The 20,018-nt window shown below is 65.6% G+C and carries 19 protein-coding genes; 5 read left to right on the top strand and 14 right to left on the bottom strand.

Annotated features, from left to right (window positions below; genetic code table 11):
- Window positions 1-81: 81 nt before the first annotated feature.
- The gene (locus FFS09_RS19015; RefSeq protein WP_137920469.1) at window positions 82-1,152 is read right to left on the bottom strand and encodes a flavodoxin family protein; all 1,071 of its coding nucleotides are present in this window, start codon (window positions 1,150-1,152) and stop codon (window positions 82-84) included.
- 101 nt (window positions 1,153-1,253) lie between these two features.
- Here FFS09_RS19015 and FFS09_RS19010 point away from each other — a divergent pair, with 101 nt between their 5' ends.
- Window positions 1,254-1,943 carry a glutathione S-transferase family protein gene (locus FFS09_RS19010; RefSeq protein ID WP_137920468.1) on the top strand — a complete coding sequence of 230 codons (690 nt, stop codon included), beginning with the start codon at window positions 1,254-1,256 and terminating at the stop codon, window positions 1,941-1,943.
- Window positions 1,944-1,955: 12 nt separating this feature from the next.
- Here FFS09_RS19010 and FFS09_RS19005 read toward each other — a convergent pair whose 3' ends face one another.
- On the bottom strand, window positions 1,956-2,924 hold the full coding sequence (locus tag FFS09_RS19005; RefSeq protein ID WP_137920467.1) for a hypothetical protein: 969 nt from the start codon (window positions 2,922-2,924) through the stop codon (window positions 1,956-1,958).
- Between the two features lie 157 nt (window positions 2,925-3,081).
- On the opposite strand from FFS09_RS19005, the gene FFS09_RS19000 reads away from it, so the two are divergent.
- A complete protein-coding gene (locus FFS09_RS19000; protein ID WP_137920466.1) occupies window positions 3,082-4,158 on the top strand; it encodes an alpha/beta fold hydrolase in 1,077 nt (358 codons plus the stop codon).
- An 18-nt stretch (window positions 4,159-4,176) separates the two neighbouring features.
- On the opposite strand, the gene FFS09_RS18995 is transcribed toward FFS09_RS19000, so the two are convergent.
- Together FFS09_RS18995 and FFS09_RS30690 are read right to left on the bottom strand one after the other, a co-directional pair.
- The gene (locus tag FFS09_RS18995) at window positions 4,177-4,566 is read right to left on the bottom strand and encodes a nuclear transport factor 2 family protein (RefSeq protein WP_137920465.1); all 390 of its coding nucleotides are present in this window, start codon (window positions 4,564-4,566) and stop codon (window positions 4,177-4,179) included.
- 92 nt (window positions 4,567-4,658) lie between these two features.
- A complete protein-coding gene (locus FFS09_RS30690) occupies window positions 4,659-4,835 on the bottom strand; it encodes a hypothetical protein (protein ID WP_171020095.1) in 177 nt (58 codons plus the stop codon).
- Window positions 4,836-5,033: 198 nt separating this feature from the next.
- Here FFS09_RS30690 and FFS09_RS18990 point away from each other — a divergent pair, with 198 nt between their 5' ends.
- Window positions 5,034-5,420 (top strand): VOC family protein, encoded by a 387-nt coding sequence (locus FFS09_RS18990; RefSeq protein ID WP_137920464.1) that lies wholly within the window; start codon window positions 5,034-5,036, stop codon window positions 5,418-5,420.
- A 5-nt stretch (window positions 5,421-5,425) separates the two neighbouring features.
- Here FFS09_RS18990 and crcB read toward each other — a convergent pair whose 3' ends face one another.
- From crcB to FFS09_RS18965, 5 genes are all read right to left on the bottom strand, one after another.
- Window positions 5,426-5,809, bottom strand: coding sequence for a fluoride efflux transporter CrcB (gene crcB / locus FFS09_RS18985; RefSeq protein ID WP_137920463.1), 384 nt, complete (start codon window positions 5,807-5,809; stop codon window positions 5,426-5,428).
- Window positions 5,810-5,834: 25 nt separating this feature from the next.
- On the bottom strand, window positions 5,835-6,827 hold the full coding sequence (locus FFS09_RS18980; protein WP_137920462.1) for a recombination-associated protein RdgC: 993 nt from the start codon (window positions 6,825-6,827) through the stop codon (window positions 5,835-5,837).
- Between the two features lie 88 nt (window positions 6,828-6,915).
- Window positions 6,916-8,226: a TRAP transporter large permease gene (locus FFS09_RS18975; RefSeq protein WP_137920461.1), complete on the bottom strand. Its 1,311-nt coding sequence runs from the start codon at window positions 8,224-8,226 to the stop codon at window positions 6,916-6,918.
- Entirely contained in the window at window positions 8,227-8,796 is a 570-nt protein-coding gene (locus FFS09_RS18970) for a TRAP transporter small permease (RefSeq protein WP_137920460.1), read from the bottom strand. It abuts the gene before it with no gap.
- A gap of 7 nt (window positions 8,797-8,803) precedes the next feature.
- Window positions 8,804-9,778: a TRAP transporter substrate-binding protein gene (locus FFS09_RS18965; protein ID WP_137920459.1), complete on the bottom strand. Its 975-nt coding sequence runs from the start codon at window positions 9,776-9,778 to the stop codon at window positions 8,804-8,806.
- Between the two features lie 174 nt (window positions 9,779-9,952).
- Here FFS09_RS18965 and FFS09_RS18960 point away from each other — a divergent pair, with 174 nt between their 5' ends.
- Both FFS09_RS18960 and FFS09_RS18955 read left to right on the top strand, forming a co-directional pair.
- Window positions 9,953-10,495: a winged helix DNA-binding protein gene (locus tag FFS09_RS18960; protein ID WP_137920458.1), complete on the top strand. Its 543-nt coding sequence runs from the start codon at window positions 9,953-9,955 to the stop codon at window positions 10,493-10,495.
- 8 nt (window positions 10,496-10,503) lie between these two features.
- Complete coding sequence (locus FFS09_RS18955) at window positions 10,504-14,088, top strand: hydantoinase B/oxoprolinase family protein (RefSeq protein ID WP_137920457.1); 3,585 nt, start codon at window positions 10,504-10,506, stop codon at window positions 14,086-14,088.
- Window positions 14,089-14,163: 75 nt separating this feature from the next.
- Here FFS09_RS18955 and lapB read toward each other — a convergent pair whose 3' ends face one another.
- From lapB to FFS09_RS18930, 5 genes are all read right to left on the bottom strand, one after another.
- Complete coding sequence (lapB, locus tag FFS09_RS18950; RefSeq protein ID WP_137920456.1) at window positions 14,164-15,309, bottom strand: lipopolysaccharide assembly protein LapB; 1,146 nt, start codon at window positions 15,307-15,309, stop codon at window positions 14,164-14,166.
- Window positions 15,299-15,616: a lipopolysaccharide assembly protein LapA domain-containing protein gene (locus tag FFS09_RS18945; protein ID WP_137920455.1), complete on the bottom strand. Its 318-nt coding sequence runs from the start codon at window positions 15,614-15,616 to the stop codon at window positions 15,299-15,301. Before FFS09_RS18945 ends, lapB begins: the two co-directional genes overlap by 11 nt.
- A gap of 47 nt (window positions 15,617-15,663) precedes the next feature.
- Window positions 15,664-15,984 carry an integration host factor subunit beta gene (locus tag FFS09_RS18940; RefSeq protein WP_137920500.1) on the bottom strand — a complete coding sequence of 107 codons (321 nt, stop codon included), beginning with the start codon at window positions 15,982-15,984 and terminating at the stop codon, window positions 15,664-15,666.
- 92 nt (window positions 15,985-16,076) lie between these two features.
- Window positions 16,077-17,762 (bottom strand): 30S ribosomal protein S1, encoded by a 1,686-nt coding sequence (gene rpsA, locus FFS09_RS18935; RefSeq protein ID WP_137920454.1) that lies wholly within the window; start codon window positions 17,760-17,762, stop codon window positions 16,077-16,079.
- A 182-nt stretch (window positions 17,763-17,944) separates the two neighbouring features.
- On the bottom strand, window positions 17,945-19,996 hold the full coding sequence (locus tag FFS09_RS18930; protein ID WP_137920453.1) for a bifunctional 3-phosphoshikimate 1-carboxyvinyltransferase/cytidylate kinase: 2,052 nt from the start codon (window positions 19,994-19,996) through the stop codon (window positions 17,945-17,947).
- Window positions 19,997-20,018 lie beyond the last annotated feature (22 nt).

Below are 20,018 nucleotides of genomic sequence, written 5' to 3'. Positions count from 1 at the left end.
CCACAGAGTTCGGCGGGGGTCGGAACCCGAGCCCGTGGCTCCGTCGGTTGGCCGGGAGAATAACCCGGTTGGGGTGCGGGCCTACTTGGGCCGGGGACGCTCCAGCCTGGGTTGCACCGCCTGCAGCTGCCCGGCGCGCAACGCCACCACCGCGTGGGCCACGGCCAGCGCCACGTTGCGCGTTTCTTCCTGCACGCCGGTGTCCTCGTCCAGGGCATCGTGGCTGTTGTAGTAAGGCTCGTAGTAGCCGATGAAACGGTCCAGCCGGGCGTGGGCGCCGGCGTCGATGAAACCCATCCAGTCCAGCCAGTCGCACAGCGAGCGGCGCGTGCCTTCGATGCCCGCCACGTCGCCGTGCACCACCACGCCGTAGGCCCGCCCGGCCAGGTGCTGCGGGTAGTCCCAGCCGGCTTCCTCGACGGCCTTGGCCTTGGCGGGGTTCTTGCCGCCGGTGGAGGTCGGGTCGGGGTTGCCGCCGTCGGCGCAGACCAGGCGGTCGATCATCAGCTTGAGCGGGCTCGGGCTCTGGTACCAGTAGACCGGGGTGACGATGAGCACCGCGTGCGCGGCGGTCCAGCGCTCGTAGATCTCGGCCATCCAGTCGTGCGTCTGGTTCAGCGCGTGGTTGGGGTAGCAGCTGCAGGGCCAGTGGCAGAGCGGCTGGGCGGTGGACACGCAGCCCTTGCAAGGGTGGATGTGCAGCGCGTAGCTGGAGGTGAGCAGGCTCAGGTCCAGCAGGTCCACGTCCATCTTTTCCTGCTCCAGCGCTTTCCGCGCGATCTTCGTGAGCCGGAAGGTCTTGGACATTTCGCCAGGACAGGTGCCGTCGTTGCGCGCAGAGCCGCAGATCAGCAGCACGCGCGACGGTGTTTCGGGCCGGGACCAGCGCGCCTGCGCCGCGTCGATGCGGGTCTTCGTGGCCACCCATTCGGACGACAGCTCGTACTCGGGGTCGGCGTAGCCCGGGCCCGCCTTCTGCGTCAGCGGTGCCTTGCGGCCTTCGATGTAGGCGTCCCAGGCGATGGCTTCGAGGCGTTCGATGCTCTGGTCCTCGGCGCGGAACGCCGGGTCCACGAAGAAGGCGCGAAACCGTTCGCTGAACTGTTGGCGTGTCAGCGGATCGGGTGCCTGGCCTTTGCGGACGTCGGTCATGCTGCTCAATATGAAAGCGGCGCCGATGGGCGTCTGTTCGATATCGCACGGTGGGGCGCGTCAACTTAAGATTCTCCATCTGGAAACGATGGATGACAAACATGACCGCTCTGACGCTGCACTACCACCCGCTGTCTTCCTACTGCCACAAGGTGCTGATCGCGCTCGATGAGCTGGGCGTCCAGGCCGACAAGCGCCTGCTGAACCTGGGCGATCCCGCGGAACGTGCCGCGTTCCTCGCGCTGTGGCCGACCGGCAAGATGCCCTTGCTGATCGACAAGGGAGAGGTTGTTCCCGAGACGAGCATCATCATCGAGCACCTGCAGCGCACACATGCCGCGCCCGGCCGCACGCTGATCCCGCACGATGCGAATGAAGCGCTGGAAGTGCGTTTGTGGGACCGCCTGTTCGACCTGTACGTGATGACGCCGATGCAGGCCTTCACGGCGGATCTGTTGCGGGCCGAAGCCGAGCGCGATCCGCTCAACGTGACCCGTGCCCGCGACATGCTGCTGTCGTCCTACGCCATGATCGACCAACATCTTGAGGGGCGAAACTGGGTGACGGGCGGCGCCTTCAGCATGGCCGATTGCGCCGCCGCGCCCGCCTTGTTCTATGCCGTGACCTACGTGCCGTTGGCGCCGGAGCACGACCGCCTGGCGGCCTACTTCGAACGCTTGCTGGAACGCCCTTCGGTGGCGCGCACCGTGGACCAGGCGCGGCCGTATTTCAAGTTCTATCCGGGACGCAAGGGTCTGTCGCGGCGCTTCTTCGAACCGGAGAACGTCTGAAAGACGCAAGCGTCAGTGCACCGACTGCGCACGCGCCGGCACGGCGTAACTGAGCGGTTCCAGTGCGGCCTGGATGCGCGCCATCTGCGCCGCGCTGACGAGACCGCCCAGCAGCTTCTGGAACCTCGGCTCCAGCGCGCCGGAGACGATGTACTGCCAGCGGTAGGCCTTGAGCAGCGTGGCGTTCACCTGCTCGGCGTGCTCCCGGTCACCGGCCATGCCGCTGACGTTCAGAAAGTACGCCGCGTCGGCCTTGGCCTGCGCCTGCAGGATGCCGTCGACGCCGCCGACCAGCGCGATCAGGTCGTCCACCGCCGCATCGCGTTGGGCGTCGGACGTCAGCTTGGCGTCTTCACGCGCCCATTCCAGCTCGTCGATGATCGCGTGCTGCGACTCTTCCTTCCAGTGGAACAGGAACACATCCTTGAAGAGCGGTGACAGGCCCGTGGCGGCGTCGATGCTGGCGCGGTAGTGCGCCTGCGAGAACAGCTCGATGTGGCAGGTGAGCGCCAGCACGGCCCAGGTGGATTTGCCCAGCACGAACGCGGCCACGTCGTTGGGGGAGATGTCGAAGCGGTAGCCGATGGGCATGTCCACCGCCACCAGCTGCTCGATGCGGCGGAACAGCTCCTGGTGCTTCAATTCCTCGTCGGTGAAGCGCACGATGGCTTCAAGCGCGGTCTGGTCACCGAGCCAGTGGTCGCGGCTCACCTCCAGCATCTTCGCGCCAATGAAGCGTTCGACCAGGCCGAACATGTTGGCGTAGGTGCGGCCCTGTACCTGGCTCAGGAAGCGGTGTTCGCCGGGGCTCAGGAAGGGCAGTTCGTCGGCCAGCGACAGGCCGTCGGGCAGGAAGGTGTGGTTGAGGTCGAAGCCGCGGCCACGGATCACGTCGTGGTCGATGTCCCAGCGGATGCGTTTGGAGACTTCGATGGTCCTGGCGTAACGCGGCGTGTCGAGCGGGGTGGTGTGGGTTTGCATGGCGCTTCCTTTCGGGTGGGGTCCGTCGTGTCGACGTGAACGAAGGATTCACCGGTGCGCGCGCTGGCGCATGGGGTGGATGTCCCACGTCCCCCGAGTGGGTAGAGCGCAGCCGCAAAGGCATAGGACGCGCGGCCCAGGCGCGCGAGAATGGCGCATGCCCGCCGTGCCGAGCCCACCCTCGAACCTGCGCCAGAGCCTGCGCTTCTGTACCGCGGCCGATGGCACGCGCATTGCCATCGCCTCGATCGGCTCGGGTCCGCCGCTGCTGCGTGCCGCGCACTGGCTGAGCCATGTCGAACACGACCTGCACAGCCCGGTCTGGCGGCCGTGGCTGGCCGAGCTCGCGCGCGACCACCAGTACATCCGCTACGACCAACGCGGTTGCGGCCTGTCCGACAGCGCGGTGGCGGACTTCTCGCTCGACGCCTGGGTGGGCGACCTCGAGGCCGTGGTCGACAGCCTGGGCCTGCGCCGCTTCCCGCTGATCGGCATGTCGCAAGGCGGCGCGGTGGCGATCGCCTATGCCGTGCGGCATCCCGAGAAGGTGTCGCACCTGGTCCTGCCCGGTGCGTACGCGCGCGGCGCGCTGCAGCGCGCCACCCACGATGCCGAGCGGCTGGAAGCAGAGACCCTGGTCAACCTGATCCGCCTGGGCTGGGGCCGCGACAACGCCGCCTTCCGCCAGGTGTTTACCAACCAGTTCATTCCCGGCGGCACGCCGGCGCAGCACCAGTGGTGGAACGAACTGGAGCGCCTGACCGCCAGCCCCGAGAACGCTGCGCGCACGCTCGACGCGTTTCACCGCGTCGACGTGACCGCACTCGCGCGCCAATTGCGCGTGCCCACGCTGGTGTTGCACGCGCGCGGCGACGCGCGCGTGCCGTTCGACGAAGGGCTGCGACTGGCGGCGCTGATCCCGGGGGCGCGTTTCGTGCCGCTGGAGAGCGACAACCACGTGCTGCTCGACACCGAGCCGGCGTGGTCCACCTTCCTGCTCGAACTGCGCAACTTTCTGGGCAGCGCGCCGGCCGATGACAACGCGGTGCTGACACCCGCCGAGCGCGACGTGTTGCGCCTGGTGGCCCTCGGCCTGGACAACGCGGCCATCGCGTTGCAGTTGAGCAAGAGCGAGAAAACGGTGCGCAACCAGGTGTCGAGCATCTTCGACAAGCTGGGTGTGCACACACGGGCGGAGGCGATCGTGTACGTGCGCGACCGGGAGTCCCCTTGAGGTGGTGGGGGCGTCGGCTCAGGAGGGCGTGCGGTTTTTTCGGTAGGAGTTCTTCAGGAGAATCTTGCCGGCTCGAAACGTGAACAGATCGCAACCGTGCACTTCAACGCGCGAGCCATCCGACCGTGTGCCCCGAAACGTCCATTCCGAAACCCCTCGGTCTCCCTGGACACAATGGCGCGCATCTGCCCAATGGGCGTCCGGGAAGACGGCCCAGACGTCCGAGAACGCAGCGCGCACGGCCTCCCTTCCGACGTAGCGGGCGCCACAGGCATCGGGGCCGGCAGACGATTCGAAGACGCAATCCTCGGTCATGAACGACATGAGCGCGTCCACATCGTGCCGGTTCCATGCGTCGGCAAACGCCTGCAGAAATTCCGTGGTGACTTCGGGAACAGCGGTTTCCATATCGCACCTCCTGGTGGAGTGTGTCGCGCTTCGCGTGTCACGTCCACACGAAGAAGAGCCCGCGCATGGCGGGCCGCTGGGGAGGACGATGCTCAGCCCATCTGACGGCTGCCCAGCGGTGAGCCGGGGATGCGCTGGTCTCGCGGTGTGTCGTCGGGCTGCTCTCGAACCATGCGGGACGGCCGCTTTTTCTGCCGGTCGACGTGAGACTGCGGACTGTGGGCCGAGCCCTTGCGCTGGGGGCTGTTCGTGCTGTGCGTGGATGCCATGGTGTGTCTCCCGGAAGCGTCGCGTGCGGGTCGCCTGGTGCGACCTTGTCGTGAGTATTCGGCGGGCGTTTTGCGGCGTCTGTTCGGTGGCTCACAGAGCCACAAATCCGCCGCCCGGTCCTATACTGGACCGCTGGCTCACCGAGCCCCGAATGGGTTCTTCGACGCCAGTTCCACTGCGCTGAGAAAGGACTGCATATGCTGGCCAATGCTGCGGTTACCACCATGCTCCCGGTCATCGACATGGATCGGGCGCGCGGGTTCTACGAAGGGCGCCTTGGGCTGGTGCCCGGCGGTTTGCGACCGGATGGCAAGTTCGTCTACCGGGTGGGTGGCAGCACCCTGGCGCTGTTTCCCAAGCCCGAAGGCACCAAGGCCGAACACACCGCGATCAGCTTCCAGGTCGACGACATCGCCGCGACCATTGGCGTGTTGAAGAAGGCGGGCGTGGTGTTCGAGGACTACGATTTCCCGGACTTCAAGACCGTCAACCACGTGTGTGTGCTCGGCTCGGAAAAGGCCGCCTGGTTCAAGGACCCGGAAGGCAACTACCTGTGCCTGCACGAGGACGTTGCGCCGACCTGACCGGGTTAAACCGGCGTGAACCAGACCGCCGCTGTGCGCATGCCCAGCCAGGTCAGCAACAGCGAGCCGAACAGGTGCAGGCTGGTGGTGCCGATGGCCAGAAGCACGCGGCCGTGCTGGAGCATGCCCAGGACCTCGGCCGAGAAGGTCGAGAAGGTGGTGAGCGCGCCCAGGAAACCCGTGATGACCGCGAGCCGCCAGGCCGGGTCGAGTTGCGTCTGGCTTTGAAAGAACACCACCGCCACGCCCACCACGTAGGCGCCGATCCAGTTCGCCGCCAGCGTGCCCCAGGGCAGCACCGCCGCGCTCTGGTTGAGCCAGAGGCTCAGGCGCCAGCGCGCGAGGGCGCCGAGCACGGCACCGAGGCTGATGGCGATGACGCTGTGCACGGCGTTGTCGGGGGCTCAATGCCGATCAGAACGGCGGGCCTTCGTCGTCCGCGTCGGCGGTGACGGGTTCGCGAGGGGCCGGTGCGGGCGTCGCCTCGCCGTCCGCAGCCGCTGCGCCGAAAGCCATCTCGCCACCGAGCGCTTCGATCAGCTCGGGAATGAGCTTCTGCAGCTCACCGGTGGACAGCGCCACGTCGGCGTCAAAGCCGTTCTCGCCTTCGTCGGCCCGGCCGTCGAACACGCCTTCGAGGAAGTTGATCTTCTTGACCGCCAGCGACTCGGTGAGGGTGAAGCCGATGCGGCCTTCCCAGCTCATGGCCAGGCGCGTGGGCAGCTTGCCTTCGGTGATGTGCTTGCGCACCTCTTCGGTGGCGAGGTTGTGGCGCGTGAATTTCACGGCCGACTTCTCCTCGTCGCCCGACTTGAGCTCGCACTCGCGCTCCACCGCGAAGCCGCCCGGCCATTCGTCGGGCGTGGTGGCCGAGAGCCATTGCGTCATGGCGGTCTGCGGCGTCACGGCGGTTTGCAACAGCGTGATGGCCAGACCGTCGAAGGCGCGCACGAGGGCCGTCACCAGCTCGTCCAGTTTGCCCTGGCTGCTCGCGTCGGTGACCAGCCAGCCATTCTGCAGGTCGATCCAGACCCAGACGTTCATTTCGCGCGCGAACGCCTGCGGCAGCAGGGCCAGCAGCGCGTCTTCGCGCAAGGCCTTGGTTTCCTTTTTGCCAGGCTTGCGGCCGGTGGTGGCCTCGATGTGGTCGGCTTCTTCCTGCGCCTTCTTGCGCACCACGGAGCCGGGCACGCCCTTGGTCTCCATCTGAAACTTCAGGATGCGTTGGCCGGCCACCGATTCCACCAGCGGGCCATGGGCCTCGCCGCGCGGCTCGACCCAGCCCACCGATTTGTCCTGCGAAGCGCCGCAGGGCACGAAACGGGCTGCGTCCAGCGCAGCTTCCATGGCTTCCAGCGTCGCGGACCAGCCGGGCGCGATGCGGTAGATCGTCACATTCTTGAACACGGGGAAATCCTCAAAAAAAGCAAACCGCCGCACGGTGGCGGCGGGGATGCGTCAGTGTAGAGGATGCGACTCGGGCCGGCTGTTACAACTACCGTTCCTTGCCCATGAACAGGTCGGGCAGCACGGTGACGATGGAAGGGAAGACGGTGATGAGTGCGATGGCCAGGATCATGCAGGCGAAGAAGGGCAGGGTGACCTTGGCGATGCGGTTGCTGTCGATGCCGGTCATGTTCTGTAACACGAACAGGTTGAAGCCCACCGGCGGCGTGATCTCCGCGATCTCGATCAGCATGATGATGAAGATGCCGAACCACACGAGGTCGAAACCGGCTTGCTGGATCATGGGCAGTACCACGGCGGCGGTCAGCACGATCATGCTGATGCCGTCGAGCGCCGCGCCGAGCACGAGGTAGACGATCACCAGCACGAAGATGAGGCCGTAGGGCGAGAGGTCCAGGCGCTCGACCAGTTCGGCGAGCTCGCGCGGGATGCCGGTGAACGCCATGGTCTTGGTGAGGAAGGCGGCGCCCGCGAGGATGAACATGATCATGCAGCTCACGCGCGTGGCGCCGGTGAGGCCCTGCCAGAAGTTGCGCCAGGTCAGCTGCCGGCTCACGCCCGCGATGGCGAGCGAGCCGACCACGCCGTAGGCCGCGCATTCGGTGGCCGTGGCAATGCCCGAGACCAGCACCCAGACGATGAAGACGATGAGCAGGCCGCAGGGAATGAGGCTGCCGGAGCGCCGCATTTTTTCGGCGAAGGTGGTGGGCGCCTCGGCCGGTGGCACCTTGTCGGGGTTGCGCAGGCTCCACCAGATGATGTAGCCGGAGAACAGGCCCATCAACAGGAAGCCCGGCAGGAAGCCGGCGAGGAAAAGGCGGATCACGCTGGCGTCGGCCGCCACGGCGTACACCACCATGGTGATGGACGGCGGGATCAGGATGCCCAGGCCGCCGGCTGCGGCGAGTGAGCCGAGGGCGAGGTTGCGGTCATAGCCGCGCTTGTCCAGCTCGGGCAAGGCGACCTTGGCGATCGTGGCGCAGGTGGCGGCGGACGAGCCGGAGACCGAGCCGAAGATGCCGCAGCCGAGCACGGTGGTGTGCATCAGGCGGCCAGGCACGCGCGAGAGCCAGGGCGAGAGGCCGTCGAACATCTGCTCGGACAGCCGGGTGCGGTAGAGGATCTCGCCCATCCAGATGAACAGCGGCAGGGCCGCGAGTTCCCAGCTGGCCGTGGTCTCCCAGAAGGCGGTGAAGAGGTTCTTGCCCGGTAGCGTGGTGGTGAAGAAGGCCTGGCCGACCCAGCCGACGATGGCCAGCGTCATGGCGATCCAGACCCCGCCACCGAGCATCAGCAGCATGATGAAGAGCAGCAGGGCCCCGATTTCAAGCAGGCCCATTCAAAGCTCCTCGGAAAAATCACCGCGCGCGTGCCGCTCCTCGACGCGCACCACATAACTCGGGCGGCCACCGCGCAGCACGGTGACGCATTCGTCCAGCGCCGCGATCACCAGGATGAGGGTGCCGACCACGACGCTCATCTGCGGGATCCAGATCGGGATGGCGACCATGTTGCCGGCGATGTCGTTGAAGACGTAGCTCTCGTAAGTGAAGAGCGCGGCCCAGTAGCCGAGGTAGCTCACCATGGCGGTTGCCACCACGAGGGCGAACACCTCCAGCCAGGGTCGCACACGCGGGCTTGCCACCTCCAGCAGCAGCGTGACGCGCACGAAGTCGCCATTGCGAAAGCTGTAGGCCATGCCCAGAAACGCGGCGGCGGCGCACAGCCAGGCCACCACGTCGTTGACCCAGGACACGCGCCACTCGAGCAAACGCCCGAGGGACGCCCAGACCATCAAGACCAGGATGCCCAGCACGCACAGGGCGGCCAGGGCGCCTCCCAGTGCGTACAGACCGTCCAGCGCGCGCCTCACGGGGCCGCGCGCGGCGGCCGGTGCATCCAGGGACATCACGTGTTCAGCGGGCGAAGCTGTCGATCAGGGTCTTGCCTTCGGGGCCGGCTTTCTCCTGCCATTCCTTGAGCATGGTGTCGCCCACCTTCTTGAGGTCAGCCTTGAGCTGGGCCGACGGCGGCGTGACGGTCATGCCGCGCGCCTTGAGGGTGGCGAGGGTGTCGGTGTTGACCTTCTGCGATTCGGCCCAGCCGCGCGTTTCGGCATCGGCGGCGGCCTTGAGCACTGCGTCCTGCGTGGGCTTGTCCAGCGCGTCGAAGGCCTTGCGGTTGGCGAACACGGCGTTCTTGGGCAGCCAGGCCTGCACGTCGTAGTAGAACTTCAGGTGTTCGTAGAGCTTGCTGTCCACGCCGGTGGCGCCGGAGGTCATGTTGGTCTCGACGACGCCGGTGGCCAGCGCCTGCGAGAGTTCGGCCGCCTGCACGGTAACGGGCTGCGCACCCACCAGTTCGGCGATGCGCGCAGTGGCCGGGCTGTAGGCGCGCCACTTGCTGCCCTTGAGATCGACCGCGCTGTTGATGGGGGTCTTGCTGTACAGGCCCTGGGGCGGCCAGGCCACGGTGTAGAGCAGCATCATCCCCTGCTCGGCGAACTTCTTGTCCAGCAGTGGCTTCTGGGCCTTGTAGAGCTTCATGGCGGCGTCGTAGCTGTCGGCCAGGAAGGGCAGGCCGTCGGCGCCGAACATCTGCCATTCGTTCTGGTAGTTGGCCAGCAGGATCTCGCCGATCTGGGCCTGACCGCCTTGCACGGCGCGCTTGATTTCAGGCGCCTTGAACAGCGAGGCGCCGGCGTGCACCGTGATCTTGAGCTTGCCGCCCGTGGCCTTGTCCACGTCGTTGGCGAACGCGGTCAGGTTGACCGTGTGGAAGTTCGTGGCCGGGTAGGCCGCCGGGAGGTCCCACTTGGTCTGGGCCAGTGCGGGAAGGCTCACGGCCATGGCGGCAGTGGCCACGGAAAGGCTGAACAGGCGACGTTTCATGTTGAGGACTCCAGGTGGTGTGGACGCGGATCGTGCAGCGGTTTGCAGCACGGAGGACTCTATCGGCGAGTGGGTGTGGTGTGATCGGTGATTTCCCTTAACGTCAATAAATTGTTGGCAAATCGTCAACATAAAGCCTAGACTTCGCCGCACCAAAACGACGCAGATCCCGCCATGGCCCGTTCCAGAGCAAGTGCCAAGCCAGGCACGCAGGTTTCTCCTCCCATCGTGTCCTCCGCGCACCTGGTGTCGCCGCGCAGCGCGGAGATGAGCGAGTTCGAATTCGGCCTGATCGTGGCCGGCAATGCCTTCCACCGCTGGGTGGTGCACTGCATGAGTGCCGCCGGCCTGAAGGACCTCACGGCGCTGGACGTGCTGGTGCTGCACCACGTCTCGCACCGCGCGCGCGACAAGCGGTTGGCCGACATCGCCTTCATCATGAATGTCGAAGACACGCACCTCGTGAACTACTCGCTCAAGAAGCTGCAGACCCTGGGCATGGTGGAGTCGAGCAAGAACGGCAAGGAAGTCACCTACGCGCCCACCGACGCGGGCAAAGGCTATGTGACGCGCTACCGGGAGATCCGCGAGACCTGTCTGATCGACGCCCTCAAGGCGGACGACGCACTCAACCACGACATCGGCCAGCTCGCGCGCCTGTTGCGCGTGCTCTCCGGCATCTACGACCAGGCGGCGCGCAGCGCGGCATCCTTGTGAACACCACCATGGCGAATTCCACCCCTCAACGCTGGCAGTTCTGGATCGACCGCGGCGGCACCTTCACCGACGTCGTGGCCAAACGGCCCGATGGCACGCTGGTCACGCACAAACTGCTGTCGGAGAACCCGGAGCAGTACCGCGACGCGGCCGTGGCCGGTATTCGCCATCTGCTCGGCCTGAAGGCCAGTGAGCCGGTGACGCCCGAGCTGGTCGAGTGCGTGAAGATGGGCACCACGGTGGCCACCAACGCACTGCTGGAGCGCAAGGGTGAGCCCACGCTCCTGGTGACCACGCGCGGTTTTCGCGATGCGCTGCGCATCGCCTACCAGAACCGCCCGCGTCTGTTCGACCGCCGTATCGCGCTGCCCGAGTTGCTCTACAGCGAGGTGGTCGAGGCGCAGGAGCGCGTGGCAGCCTTGGGCGACGTGGTGCAGCCACTGGATGAGGCGGCGCTGCGTGCCGATCTGCAGGCCGCGCACGGCCGAGGCCTGCGCAGCGTGGCCATCGTGTTCATGCATGGCTACCGGTTCACCGCGCACGAGCAGGCCGCGGCCCGTATGGCGCGCGAAGTGGGGTTCACGCAAGTGAGCACCTCGCACGAAACGAGCCCCATGATGAAGTTCGTGAGCCGCGGCGACACGACCGTGGTCGACGCCTATCTCTCGCCGATCTTGCGCCGCTACGTCGAGCAGGTGGCTGCCGAGATGCCGGGCGTCAAACTGTTTTTCATGCAGTCGTCCGGCGGTTTGACCGATGCACGCGCCTTCCAGGGCAAGGACGCCATCCTTTCCGGTCCGGCGGGCGGCATTGTCGGCATGGCGCGCACGGCCGGTCTGGCAGGGCACGACCGGGTGATCGGCTTCGACATGGGGGGGACGTCCACCGACGTGTCGCATTTCGCCGGCGAGTTCGAGCGCGAGTTCGAAACACAGGTGGCCGGTGTGCGCATGCGCGCGCCCATGATGAGCATTCATACCGTGGCCGCGGGCGGTGGTTCCATCCTGTCGTTCGACGGCTCGCGCTTTCGCGTCGGCCCCGAGAGTGCCGGCGCCAATCCGGGCCCGGCCAGCTACCGCCGTGGCGGACCGCTGGCCGTGACCGACGCGAACGTGATGACCGGCAAGATCCAGCCAGGCTACTTCCCCAAGGTGTTCGGTCCGAAGGCCGACGAGGCTTTGAGCCGCGAAGCGGTCCAGGCGAAGTTCGCCGAGTTGGCGCAGGAGACGGGCCGCCTGCCCGAAGAAGTGGCCGAGGGATTCATCCACATCGCCGTGCAGCAGATGGCCAACGCGATCAAGAAGATCTCGGTGGCCCGCGGGTACGACGTGACGCGTTACACCTTGCAGTGTTTCGGCGGCGCGGGCGGTCAGCACGCATGCCTGGTGGCGGACGCCCTCGGTATGGCGCGCGTTTTCGTGCATCCGCTGGCCGGTGTGCTCAGTGCTTACGGCATGGGGCTGGCCGATCAGAACGTGATCCGTGAACAGGCGATCGAAACGCCTTTGGCGACGGCGTCGATGCCCCTGGTGGCAGAAACGCTGGATGCGCTGGCTGTCGCGGCAGAGACGGAGTTGGTGCGGCAGCAGGTGGGTGGCGGGGCTGCCGTGGTGCATCGGCGTGTGCATGTGCGCTATGAAGGCAGCGATTCGGCGTTGGTGGTGCCGTTCGGCGACATCGCGTCGATCAAGACCGCCTTCGAGGCCGCGTACCGCCAGCGCTTCGCCTTCCTGATGGAGGGCAAGAACCTGGTGGTGGAAGCCGTTTCCGTGGAAGCGGTGGTGGCGGGCGATGCGCCCGATGAACCGCGCCACGACACACACGAGAAGCGCGAAGTGCCGCGGCGCGAGACCGTGCGCATGTACTCGGGTGGCCAGTGGCTCGATGCCGCGTTGGTGGTGCGGGAAGATCTCCGTCCTGGCGACGTGATTCCCGGACCGGCCATCATTGCCGAGAAGAACGCCACGACCGTCGTGGAGCCGGGCTGGGAAGCCGTGCTGACCGCACTCGACCACCTGGTGCTCGACCGCCGCGTGCCGCGCGACGTGACCTATGCCGTGGGCACGACGGTGGACCCGGTTCTGTTGGAAGTGTTCAACAACCTGTTCATGAACATCGCCGAACAAATGGGGCTGCAACTGCAGAACACGGCCTATTCGGTGAACATCAAGGAGCGGCTCGATTTTTCGTGCGCACTGTTTGATGCCGAGGGCCATTTGATCGCGAACGCACCCCATATGCCGGTGCACCTGGGTTCGATGGGCGAGAGCATCAAGACGGTGATCCGTGAGAACAAGGGCACGATGCAGCGCGGTGACGTGTACGTGCTGAACGATCCGTACCATGGCGGCACGCACCTGCCCGACGTGACGGTGATCACACCGGTGTACCTCGGCGACGAGCCCACCTTCTACGTCGGTTCGCGTGGGCACCACGCCGACATCGGCGGCAAGACGCCCGGCTCGATGCCGCCGTTCTCCACGCGCATCGAAGAAGAGGGCGTGCAGATCAACAACGTGAAGTTGCTGGACCGCGGTGTGCTGCGCGAAGCGGACATGGTGGCGTTGCTGCAAAGTGGCGAGTTTCCGTCGCGCAACCCGCAACAGAACATGGCCGACCTGCGCGCGCAGATTGCGGCCAACGAAAAGGGCGTGCAGGAACTTCGCAAGATGGTTCACCAGTTCGGCCTGGAGGTGGTGCAAGCCTATATGCGCCACGTACAAGACAACGCCGAAGAGTCTGTGCGCCGCGTGATCACGCGGCTGAAAAACGGAACGTACACGCTGCCCTTGGACAATGGTGCGCAGATCCAGGTCGCGGTCCGGGTGGATGCGGCGCAGCGCAGTGCGGACATCGACTTTTCGGGTACCTCTGCCCAACAGATCAACAACTTCAATGCCCCCACCGCGGTGTGCATGGCGGCGGTGCTCTACGTGTTCCGCACGCTGGTGGACGACGACATTCCGCTCAATGCGGGGTGCCTCAAGCCGCTCAACGTGATCATTCCGGCGGGTTCCATGCTCAACCCCAATCCCCCGGCCTCCGTGGTGGCGGGCAACGTCGAGACATCGAGTTGCATCACCAATGCGCTCTATGGCGCGCTGGGCGTGATGGCGGGCAGCCAGTGCACGATGAACAACTTCACCTTCGGCAATGCGGCGCACCAGTACTACGAAACCATCTCGGGGGGCAGCGGTGCGGGCGAAGGGTTCAACGGCACGAGCGTGGTGCAGACGCACATGACCAACTCGCGCCTGACCGATCCCGAAGTGCTGGAGTTCCGCTTCCCCGTTCGACTGGAGAGCTACGAGATTCGCCAGGGCTCAGGTGGCAGCGGTCGCTGGCAGGGAGGACACGGCGGCGTGCGCCGCTTGCGCTTTCTGGAGGACATGACGGCCAGCATCCTCTCCAATGGCCGGCTCTATGGCGCCTTCGGCATGGCCGGCGGCGAACCCGGGCAGGTGGGGATCAACCGCGTGGTACGGGTGAACGGGTCGCAGGAGGAGCTCGGCCACATCGGTCAGGCGGACATGCGGCCCGGCGACATCTTCGAGATCCACACACCGGGGGGTGGTGGCTACGGGGCCCTGTAGCGATCACCCAACCGGTTCAACCAGCGCTTTCTGCGGCGAAGTGAGCCGGTCTTGCCGGAGCGTTGGCTTCTTTTCTTAGAGTTCTTCGACCCGTCGCGCAGGGTAGCTGTCCCAGGTCTGACATCCGGGGCATTGCCAGAAGTGCTGGCGCGCCTCGAAGCCACACGCCGCGCAACGGTAGCGCTTGAGCGGCGCGCTGGCGTTGTCCAGGGTTGCTTGCACACGCGCCTGGGCCGTTTCGCTGGACAGTTTTTCGCCGGCCATCCACTGCGATGCAATGACCAGGGAAGGTTCTTGTGCGAGGTGGTCCATGTACCTCGCGCGTGCGGCGATGGGGTCTGCGTCCAGGCTGGCGAGGGCTTCGGTGACATCGATGGAGGGTGCTCGCGCATGGCTGGCCTCCAGCACGCGCATGGCCTCGGTCTGTCGGCCCGTTTTCTGGGCGAGATCGGCCAGTGCGCGGGCCGCCAGCGGCAAACTTTGCGGTGCGTGCTGGTTCAGCTGCAGCAGGGCATCGAAAGCACCGGCGGCATCGCCACTCTGCGCTTTCAGGGCCGACAGGGCCATCCAGCCACGCGCGAGTTGTGGGGCCTGTCGAACCGCGGCATCGAGCAGGCCCAAGGCGCGTTGGGTGTCGCTGGCGCGCAGCGCGAGTTCCGCTTCCTCACACCGGTAGTGCGCCAGCCGCGTGGCAAAGCTGCCTTGTTCCGCGTCTTCGAGCCGCTGCGCGATCTGTTGGGCCTTCGGCCAATCGCGTGAACGCTCGCAGATGCCCAGCAGGGCGAGCAGCGCCTCGCCTTCGAACTCGGAGCCCTCCAGCTTGTTCAACGCCGACTCGGCCCGGTCCAGCAGACCGGCCTTGAGGAAGTCCAGCGCCAGGGCGTGCTGCGCGCGATCGCGGTCCTTGCGGCCGATGTCCGCGCGGGAGAGCAGGTGCTCGTGCACCCGCACGGCGCGGTCGTAGTCACCACGGCGGCGAAACAGGTTGCCGAGCGCGAAATGCAGCTCGGCGGTGTCGGGGTCGCCCTGCACGGCCTCGATGAAGGCATCGATGGCCTGGTCCTGCTGTTCGTTGAGCAGGTGGTTCAGGCCGCGGAAGTAAGCCTTGGGCGCTTGTCGGCTTTCCATGCGCCATTGGCGCAGGTCCAGGCGGGAGGCGCCCCAGCCGAGGGCGAAGGCAAGGGGCAGGCACCAGAGCAGCCAGGTGAAATCAAAGTCCATGCCGGCGGCCGTTTTGTGTGGGAGGAGGCATCAACGAGGTGTCGCCATCAAAGGAGGTGTTGGCCAGAACGGACGGCGAGGCGCCATGCTGACGGCGCGCGCGGTGTGCGCGCAACCACAGAGGCAGCATCACGGCGACGCCGAGGAACACCCCCAGCACGAGTGCAACCAGGATCACCAGCACCAACGGCGCCTGCCAGCTGGCACCGAAGAACAGATGCAGCGTCACGCTGTCCTGGTTGTTCAACGCGAAGGCGAACAGCACAAAAAAAATGGCTGCATTGAGCAGCCACATCAGGTATTTCATGTCGTCCCCTTTTGTGGTGGGGCGATTGTACCGAGCAGGTTCGAGCGTCAGGCCCGCTTCTGGGTTTCGCGACCCAGGATCTCGGCCGTCTTCTTGTCCACCGCTTCGCGCAGGGCTTTGCCCGGTTTGAAATGCGGCACGCGCTTTTCCGGAATCATCACGCTTTCGCCCGAACGCGGATTGCGGCCGATGCGCGGAGAGCGGCGATTCACGGAGAAGCTGCCGAAGCCCCGGATCTCGATCCGGTGACCCTTGACGAGCGCGTCGCCCATCGCGTCCAGGATTGCCTTGACGGCAAATTCTGCATCGCGGTGGGTCAGCTGGCCAAACTGGCCGGCCAGTGCTTCAACGAGGTCGCTACGGGTCATGTCGGATCTGGATTCGGGCTTGAAGGCATCGGCATCCGACGGGTTGCCGCCCATGAGGGCCAGCAACTCGCCAGATACCTATGCGACTACGCTCAGTTCTGGTTGTTGTCCAGCTTGGCGCGCAGCAGGGCGCCCAGGCTGGTGGTGCCAGCGTTTTCGCGGGAAGACTGCTGGCTCAGGGAAGCCATGGCTTCTTGCTGGTCGGCAGCGTCCTTGGCCTTGATCGACAGCTGGATGTTGCGGGTCTTGCGATCCACGTTGACCACCACAGCGTTGACTTCGTCGCCTTCCTTGAGCACGTTGCGCGCATCTTCCACGCGGTCGCGGCTGATTTCGCTGGCGCGCAGGTAGCCCAGAACGTCTTCGCCCAGGTCGATCTCGGCGCCCTTGGCGTCGACGGTCTTGACCTTGCCGGTCACGATGGAGCCCTTGTCATTCACCGACACGAAGGTGGTGAACGGGTCGCCATCGAGCTGCTTGATGCCCAGGGAGATGCGCTCGCGCTCGACGTCGATGGCCAGGACGATGGCTTCGACTTCCTGGCCCTTCTTGTAGTTGCGCACGGCGGCTTCGCCGGTTTCGTTCCATGACAGGTCGGACAGGTGCACCAGGCCGTCGATGCCGGCGGCCAGGCCGACGAACACGCCGAAGTCGGTGATCGACTTGATCGGGCCCTTGACGCGGTCACCGCGCTTGGTGGCTTCGGCGAACTCGTGCCAGGGGTTGGCACGGCACTGCTTCATGCCCAGCGAGATGCGGCGCTTGTCTTCGTCGATGTCGAGCACCATGACTTCGACTTCGTCGCCCAGCGACACCAGCTTGGACGGCGCCACGTTCTTGTTGGTCCAGTCCATTTCGGACACGTGCACCAGGCCTTCGATGCCCGGCTCGAGTTCCACGAACGCGCCGTAGTCGGCAATGTTGGTGATCTTGCCGAACATGCGGGTGCCTTGCGGGTAGCGGCGCGAAACGCCCATCCATGGGTCATCGCCCATTTGCTTGAGGCCCAGCGAAACGCGGTGCTTCTCGGTGTCGAACTTGAGGATCTTGGCGGTGATTTCCTGACCAGCCGTGACCACTTCGCTCGGGTGGCGAACACGGCGCCATGCCATGTCGGTGATGTGCAGCAGGCCGTCGATGCCGCCGAGGTCCACGAATGCACCGTATTCGGTGATGTTCTTGACCACGCCGTGAACGATGGCGCCTTCCTTCAGGGTGTCCATCAGCTTGGCGCGCTCTTCGCCCATGGAGGCTTCCACAACGGCGCGGCGGCTCAGCACCACGTTGTTGCGCTTGCGGTCGAGCTTGATGACCTTGAATTCCAGGGTCTTGTTTTCGTACGGGGTCAGGTCCTTGGTCGGACGGCTGTCGACCAGCGAGCCCGGCAGGAAGGCGCTGATGCCGTTGACCATGACCTTGAGGCCACCCTTGACCTTGCTGGAGGTCGTGCCGGTGACGAATTCGCCGGACTCGAGCGCTTTTTCCAGCGACATCCAGGAGGCGAGGCGCTTGGCCTTGTCGCGCGACAGGAGGGTGTCACCGAAGCCGTTTTCCACGGAATCGATGGCGACGGACACGAAGTCACCCACTTGGACTTCGAGTTCGCCCTGGTCGTTCTTGAATTCGGCCAGCGGAACATAGGCTTCCGACTTGAGGCCGGCGTTGACCACCACGTGGCTGTGCTCGATGCGCACGACCTCGGCGGTGATGACTTCGCCCGAGCGCATTTCAGCGCGTTTCAGGGACTCTTCAAACAGGGCGGCAAAAGATTCAGACATTGAATTTCCTAAACCACTCAGCGTCGGCGCGATCCACGAGAAAGACCCGGTTTTGCGCGGAAATCGACGGAGGGCGGCGTTGACGTGCGGTGCGTGACACCGCGGGGTTAAGTGAAAAGAACCTTCGGGCATGCGGGCAGAGAACGCCCGGCTGTGCCGTCAGGGCCATCAATAGCGCGCTCTCAACTATTTGAGAACGGCGCTTTTCCTTGCCACCAGCTCAATACCTGCTGCACCGATTGCTCGATGTCCATGCCGGAGTTGTCCAGTTGCAAGGCATCTTCGGCGGGCTTGAGTGGCGCGTGCATGCGGGATGAGTCCCTCAAGTCGCGCGCCCGCAGGTCCGCCAAAAGACTGTCGATGTTAGCAGTAATTCCCTTTGAAATCAATTGCTTATGGCGCCGTTGGGCCCGTTGTTCGGCACTCGCGGTGAGAAACACCTTGAGAGGCGCGTCGGGAAAGATGACGGTGCCCATGTCACGGCCATCGGCCACCAGCCCCGGAACCTGCCGGAAAGCGTGCTGCAGGTCCAGCAAGGCCTGGCGCACGGCGGGCACGGCCGACACGCGCGACGCGGCCATGCCGGCGGCTTCGCTGCGCACGGTGTCGCTCACGTCTTGCCCGTCCAGCAGGGTTTTCAGTCCGACGAACCGCACCTGCAATCCGGCGGCCAGCTCGCCCAGGCGTTGGGCGTGGGCGCTGTCTTTGAGGTCGTCTTCCTGGGTGGACAGGCCGGCCTTTTCGGCGGCCAGACCCACCAATCGATACAGAACACCCGAATCGAGCAGGTGGTAACCCAGGTGGGTGGCCACTTCGGCCGACAGGGTGCCTTTGCCCGACGCCGTTGGGCCATCGATGCAGATCACGGGGATGTTGGCGGGCGGCGTGGCGCACACGTCAAACAAGGTTTCAAAGTAGTCGGGGAAGGTTTTGGCCACGCATTTCGGGTCTTCAATGCGAACGGGCAGGCCCGCTGGATTGAATGCGGCCAACGAAAAACACATGGCGACGCGGTGGTCGTCGTAGGTGTGAATCGACGCAGCGCGCCAGGCTTGTGCATCGACGGGGGGCGTGATGCGAATGAAGTCCGCACCTTCTTCCACCGTGGCGCCGAGCTTGCGGCATTCGTTGGCCATGGCGGCGATGCGGTCGGTTTCCTTCACGCGCCAGCTGGCGACGTTGCGCAGCGTGGACGGACCGTCGGCGTACAGCGCCATCACCGCCAGCGTCATCGCAGCGTCGGGAATGTGGTTGCAGTCCAGGTCGATGGCCTTGAGCGGCCACACGCCACGTCGGATGTGCAGGCGGTTGTTCTCGCCGAAGATCTGGGCGCCCATGAGCCGGGCCGCCTCGACGAAGCGGATGTCACCCTGGATCGATGCCAGGCCCACGCCTTCGATGGTGATGCCGTCGGTGCCGGGCGTGGCAGGTGCCAGCGCGCCCAGAGCGATGAAGTAGCTGGCCGAGGACGCATCGCCCTCCACGGAGATGGACCCCGGCGAGCGGTAGTTGCTGCCGGCCGGGATGGTGAAGCGCTGCCAATGGTCGTTGCGCACGAGCACGCCAAAGCGCGCCAGCAGGTTCAGCGTGATTTCGATGTAAGGGCGCGAGATGAGTTCGCCAACGACCTCGATGACCACGTCGCGGTCTTGTGCAACCAGGGGCAGCGCGAGCAGCAAGGCGGTGAGGAACTGACTCGACACGTCGCCCCGCACGCGGATGGCGTGGTCGAGTTGCAGCGCGCGGGTCTGACCGTCGCCGAGCTTCAGCGGTGGATAGCCTTCGTTGGCCAAACACGTCACCGGGCAGCCCAGCTGGCGCAGCGCATCCACCAGATCGCCGATTGGCCGTTCGTGCATGCGTGCGACACCACTGAGTTCGAATTCACCGCCGTGCCGCGCGGCCAGCAAGGCCAGCGATGCGGTGAGCGGGCGCATGGCGGTGCCGGCATTGCCGAGGAACAGCTGGGCTTGCCGCACGGGCAGGGCGCCGCCCAGGCCATGGATGCGCAGGGCGCCATCGGACTGGGGTTCGGTGCGGCAGCCCAGTTGGGACAAGGCCGCCAGCATCACACGGGTGTCGTCGGAGTCGAGCAGGTCGGCGATGTCGGTGTGCCCCGTGCTCAAGGCCGCCAGCAGCAGCACGCGGTTGGAGATGCTCTTGGAGCCTGGCAGGCGGACGGTGCCACCCGCGCTGGTCAACGGCGGAATGTCGAGATGGGGGATGGCAAACATGTGCGGGAAAAATGCAGCGGCG

It is taken from the genome of Hydrogenophaga sp. 2FB, from assembly GCF_005503365.1.
Lineage (GTDB): Bacteria > Pseudomonadota > Gammaproteobacteria > Burkholderiales > Burkholderiaceae_C > Hydrogenophaga.
This window is presented reverse-complemented; position numbering and strand designations above follow the sequence as displayed.

Bases quoted from the DNA above. Each gene is read 5' to 3' on its own strand.
- FFS09_RS19015 (WP_137920469.1), bottom strand. From the start codon at position 1,152: ATGACCGACGTCCGCAAAGGCCAGGCACCCGATCCGCTGACACGCCAA.
- FFS09_RS19010 (WP_137920468.1), top strand. From the start codon at position 1,254: ATGACCGCTCTGACGCTGCACTACCACCCGCTGTCTTCCTACTGCCAC.
- FFS09_RS19005 (WP_137920467.1), bottom strand. From the start codon at position 2,924: ATGCAAACCCACACCACCCCGCTCGACACGCCGCGTTACGCCAGGACC.
- FFS09_RS19000 (WP_137920466.1), top strand. From the start codon at position 3,082: ATGCCCGCCGTGCCGAGCCCACCCTCGAACCTGCGCCAGAGCCTGCGC.
- FFS09_RS18995 (WP_137920465.1), bottom strand. From the start codon at position 4,566: ATGGAAACCGCTGTTCCCGAAGTCACCACGGAATTTCTGCAGGCGTTT.
- FFS09_RS30690 (WP_171020095.1), bottom strand. From the start codon at position 4,835: ATGGCATCCACGCACAGCACGAACAGCCCCCAGCGCAAGGGCTCGGCC.
- FFS09_RS18990 (WP_137920464.1), top strand. From the start codon at position 5,034: ATGCTGGCCAATGCTGCGGTTACCACCATGCTCCCGGTCATCGACATG.
- FFS09_RS18975 (WP_137920461.1), bottom strand. From the start codon at position 8,226: ATGGGCCTGCTTGAAATCGGGGCCCTGCTGCTCTTCATCATGCTGCTG.
- FFS09_RS18970 (WP_137920460.1), bottom strand. From the start codon at position 8,796: ATGTCCCTGGATGCACCGGCCGCCGCGCGCGGCCCCGTGAGGCGCGCG.
- FFS09_RS18965 (WP_137920459.1), bottom strand. From the start codon at position 9,778: ATGAAACGTCGCCTGTTCAGCCTTTCCGTGGCCACTGCCGCCATGGCC.
- FFS09_RS18960 (WP_137920458.1), top strand. From the start codon at position 9,953: ATGGCCCGTTCCAGAGCAAGTGCCAAGCCAGGCACGCAGGTTTCTCCT.
- FFS09_RS18955 (WP_137920457.1), top strand. From the start codon at position 10,504: ATGGCGAATTCCACCCCTCAACGCTGGCAGTTCTGGATCGACCGCGGC.
- lapB (WP_137920456.1), bottom strand. From the start codon at position 15,309: ATGGACTTTGATTTCACCTGGCTGCTCTGGTGCCTGCCCCTTGCCTTC.
- FFS09_RS18945 (WP_137920455.1), bottom strand. From the start codon at position 15,616: ATGAAATACCTGATGTGGCTGCTCAATGCAGCCATTTTTTTTGTGCTG.
- FFS09_RS18940 (WP_137920500.1), bottom strand. From the start codon at position 15,984: ATGACCCGTAGCGACCTCGTTGAAGCACTGGCCGGCCAGTTTGGCCAG.
- rpsA (WP_137920454.1), bottom strand. From the start codon at position 17,762: ATGTCTGAATCTTTTGCCGCCCTGTTTGAAGAGTCCCTGAAACGCGCT.
- FFS09_RS18930 (WP_137920453.1), bottom strand. From the start codon at position 19,996: ATGTTTGCCATCCCCCATCTCGACATTCCGCCGTTGACCAGCGCGGGT.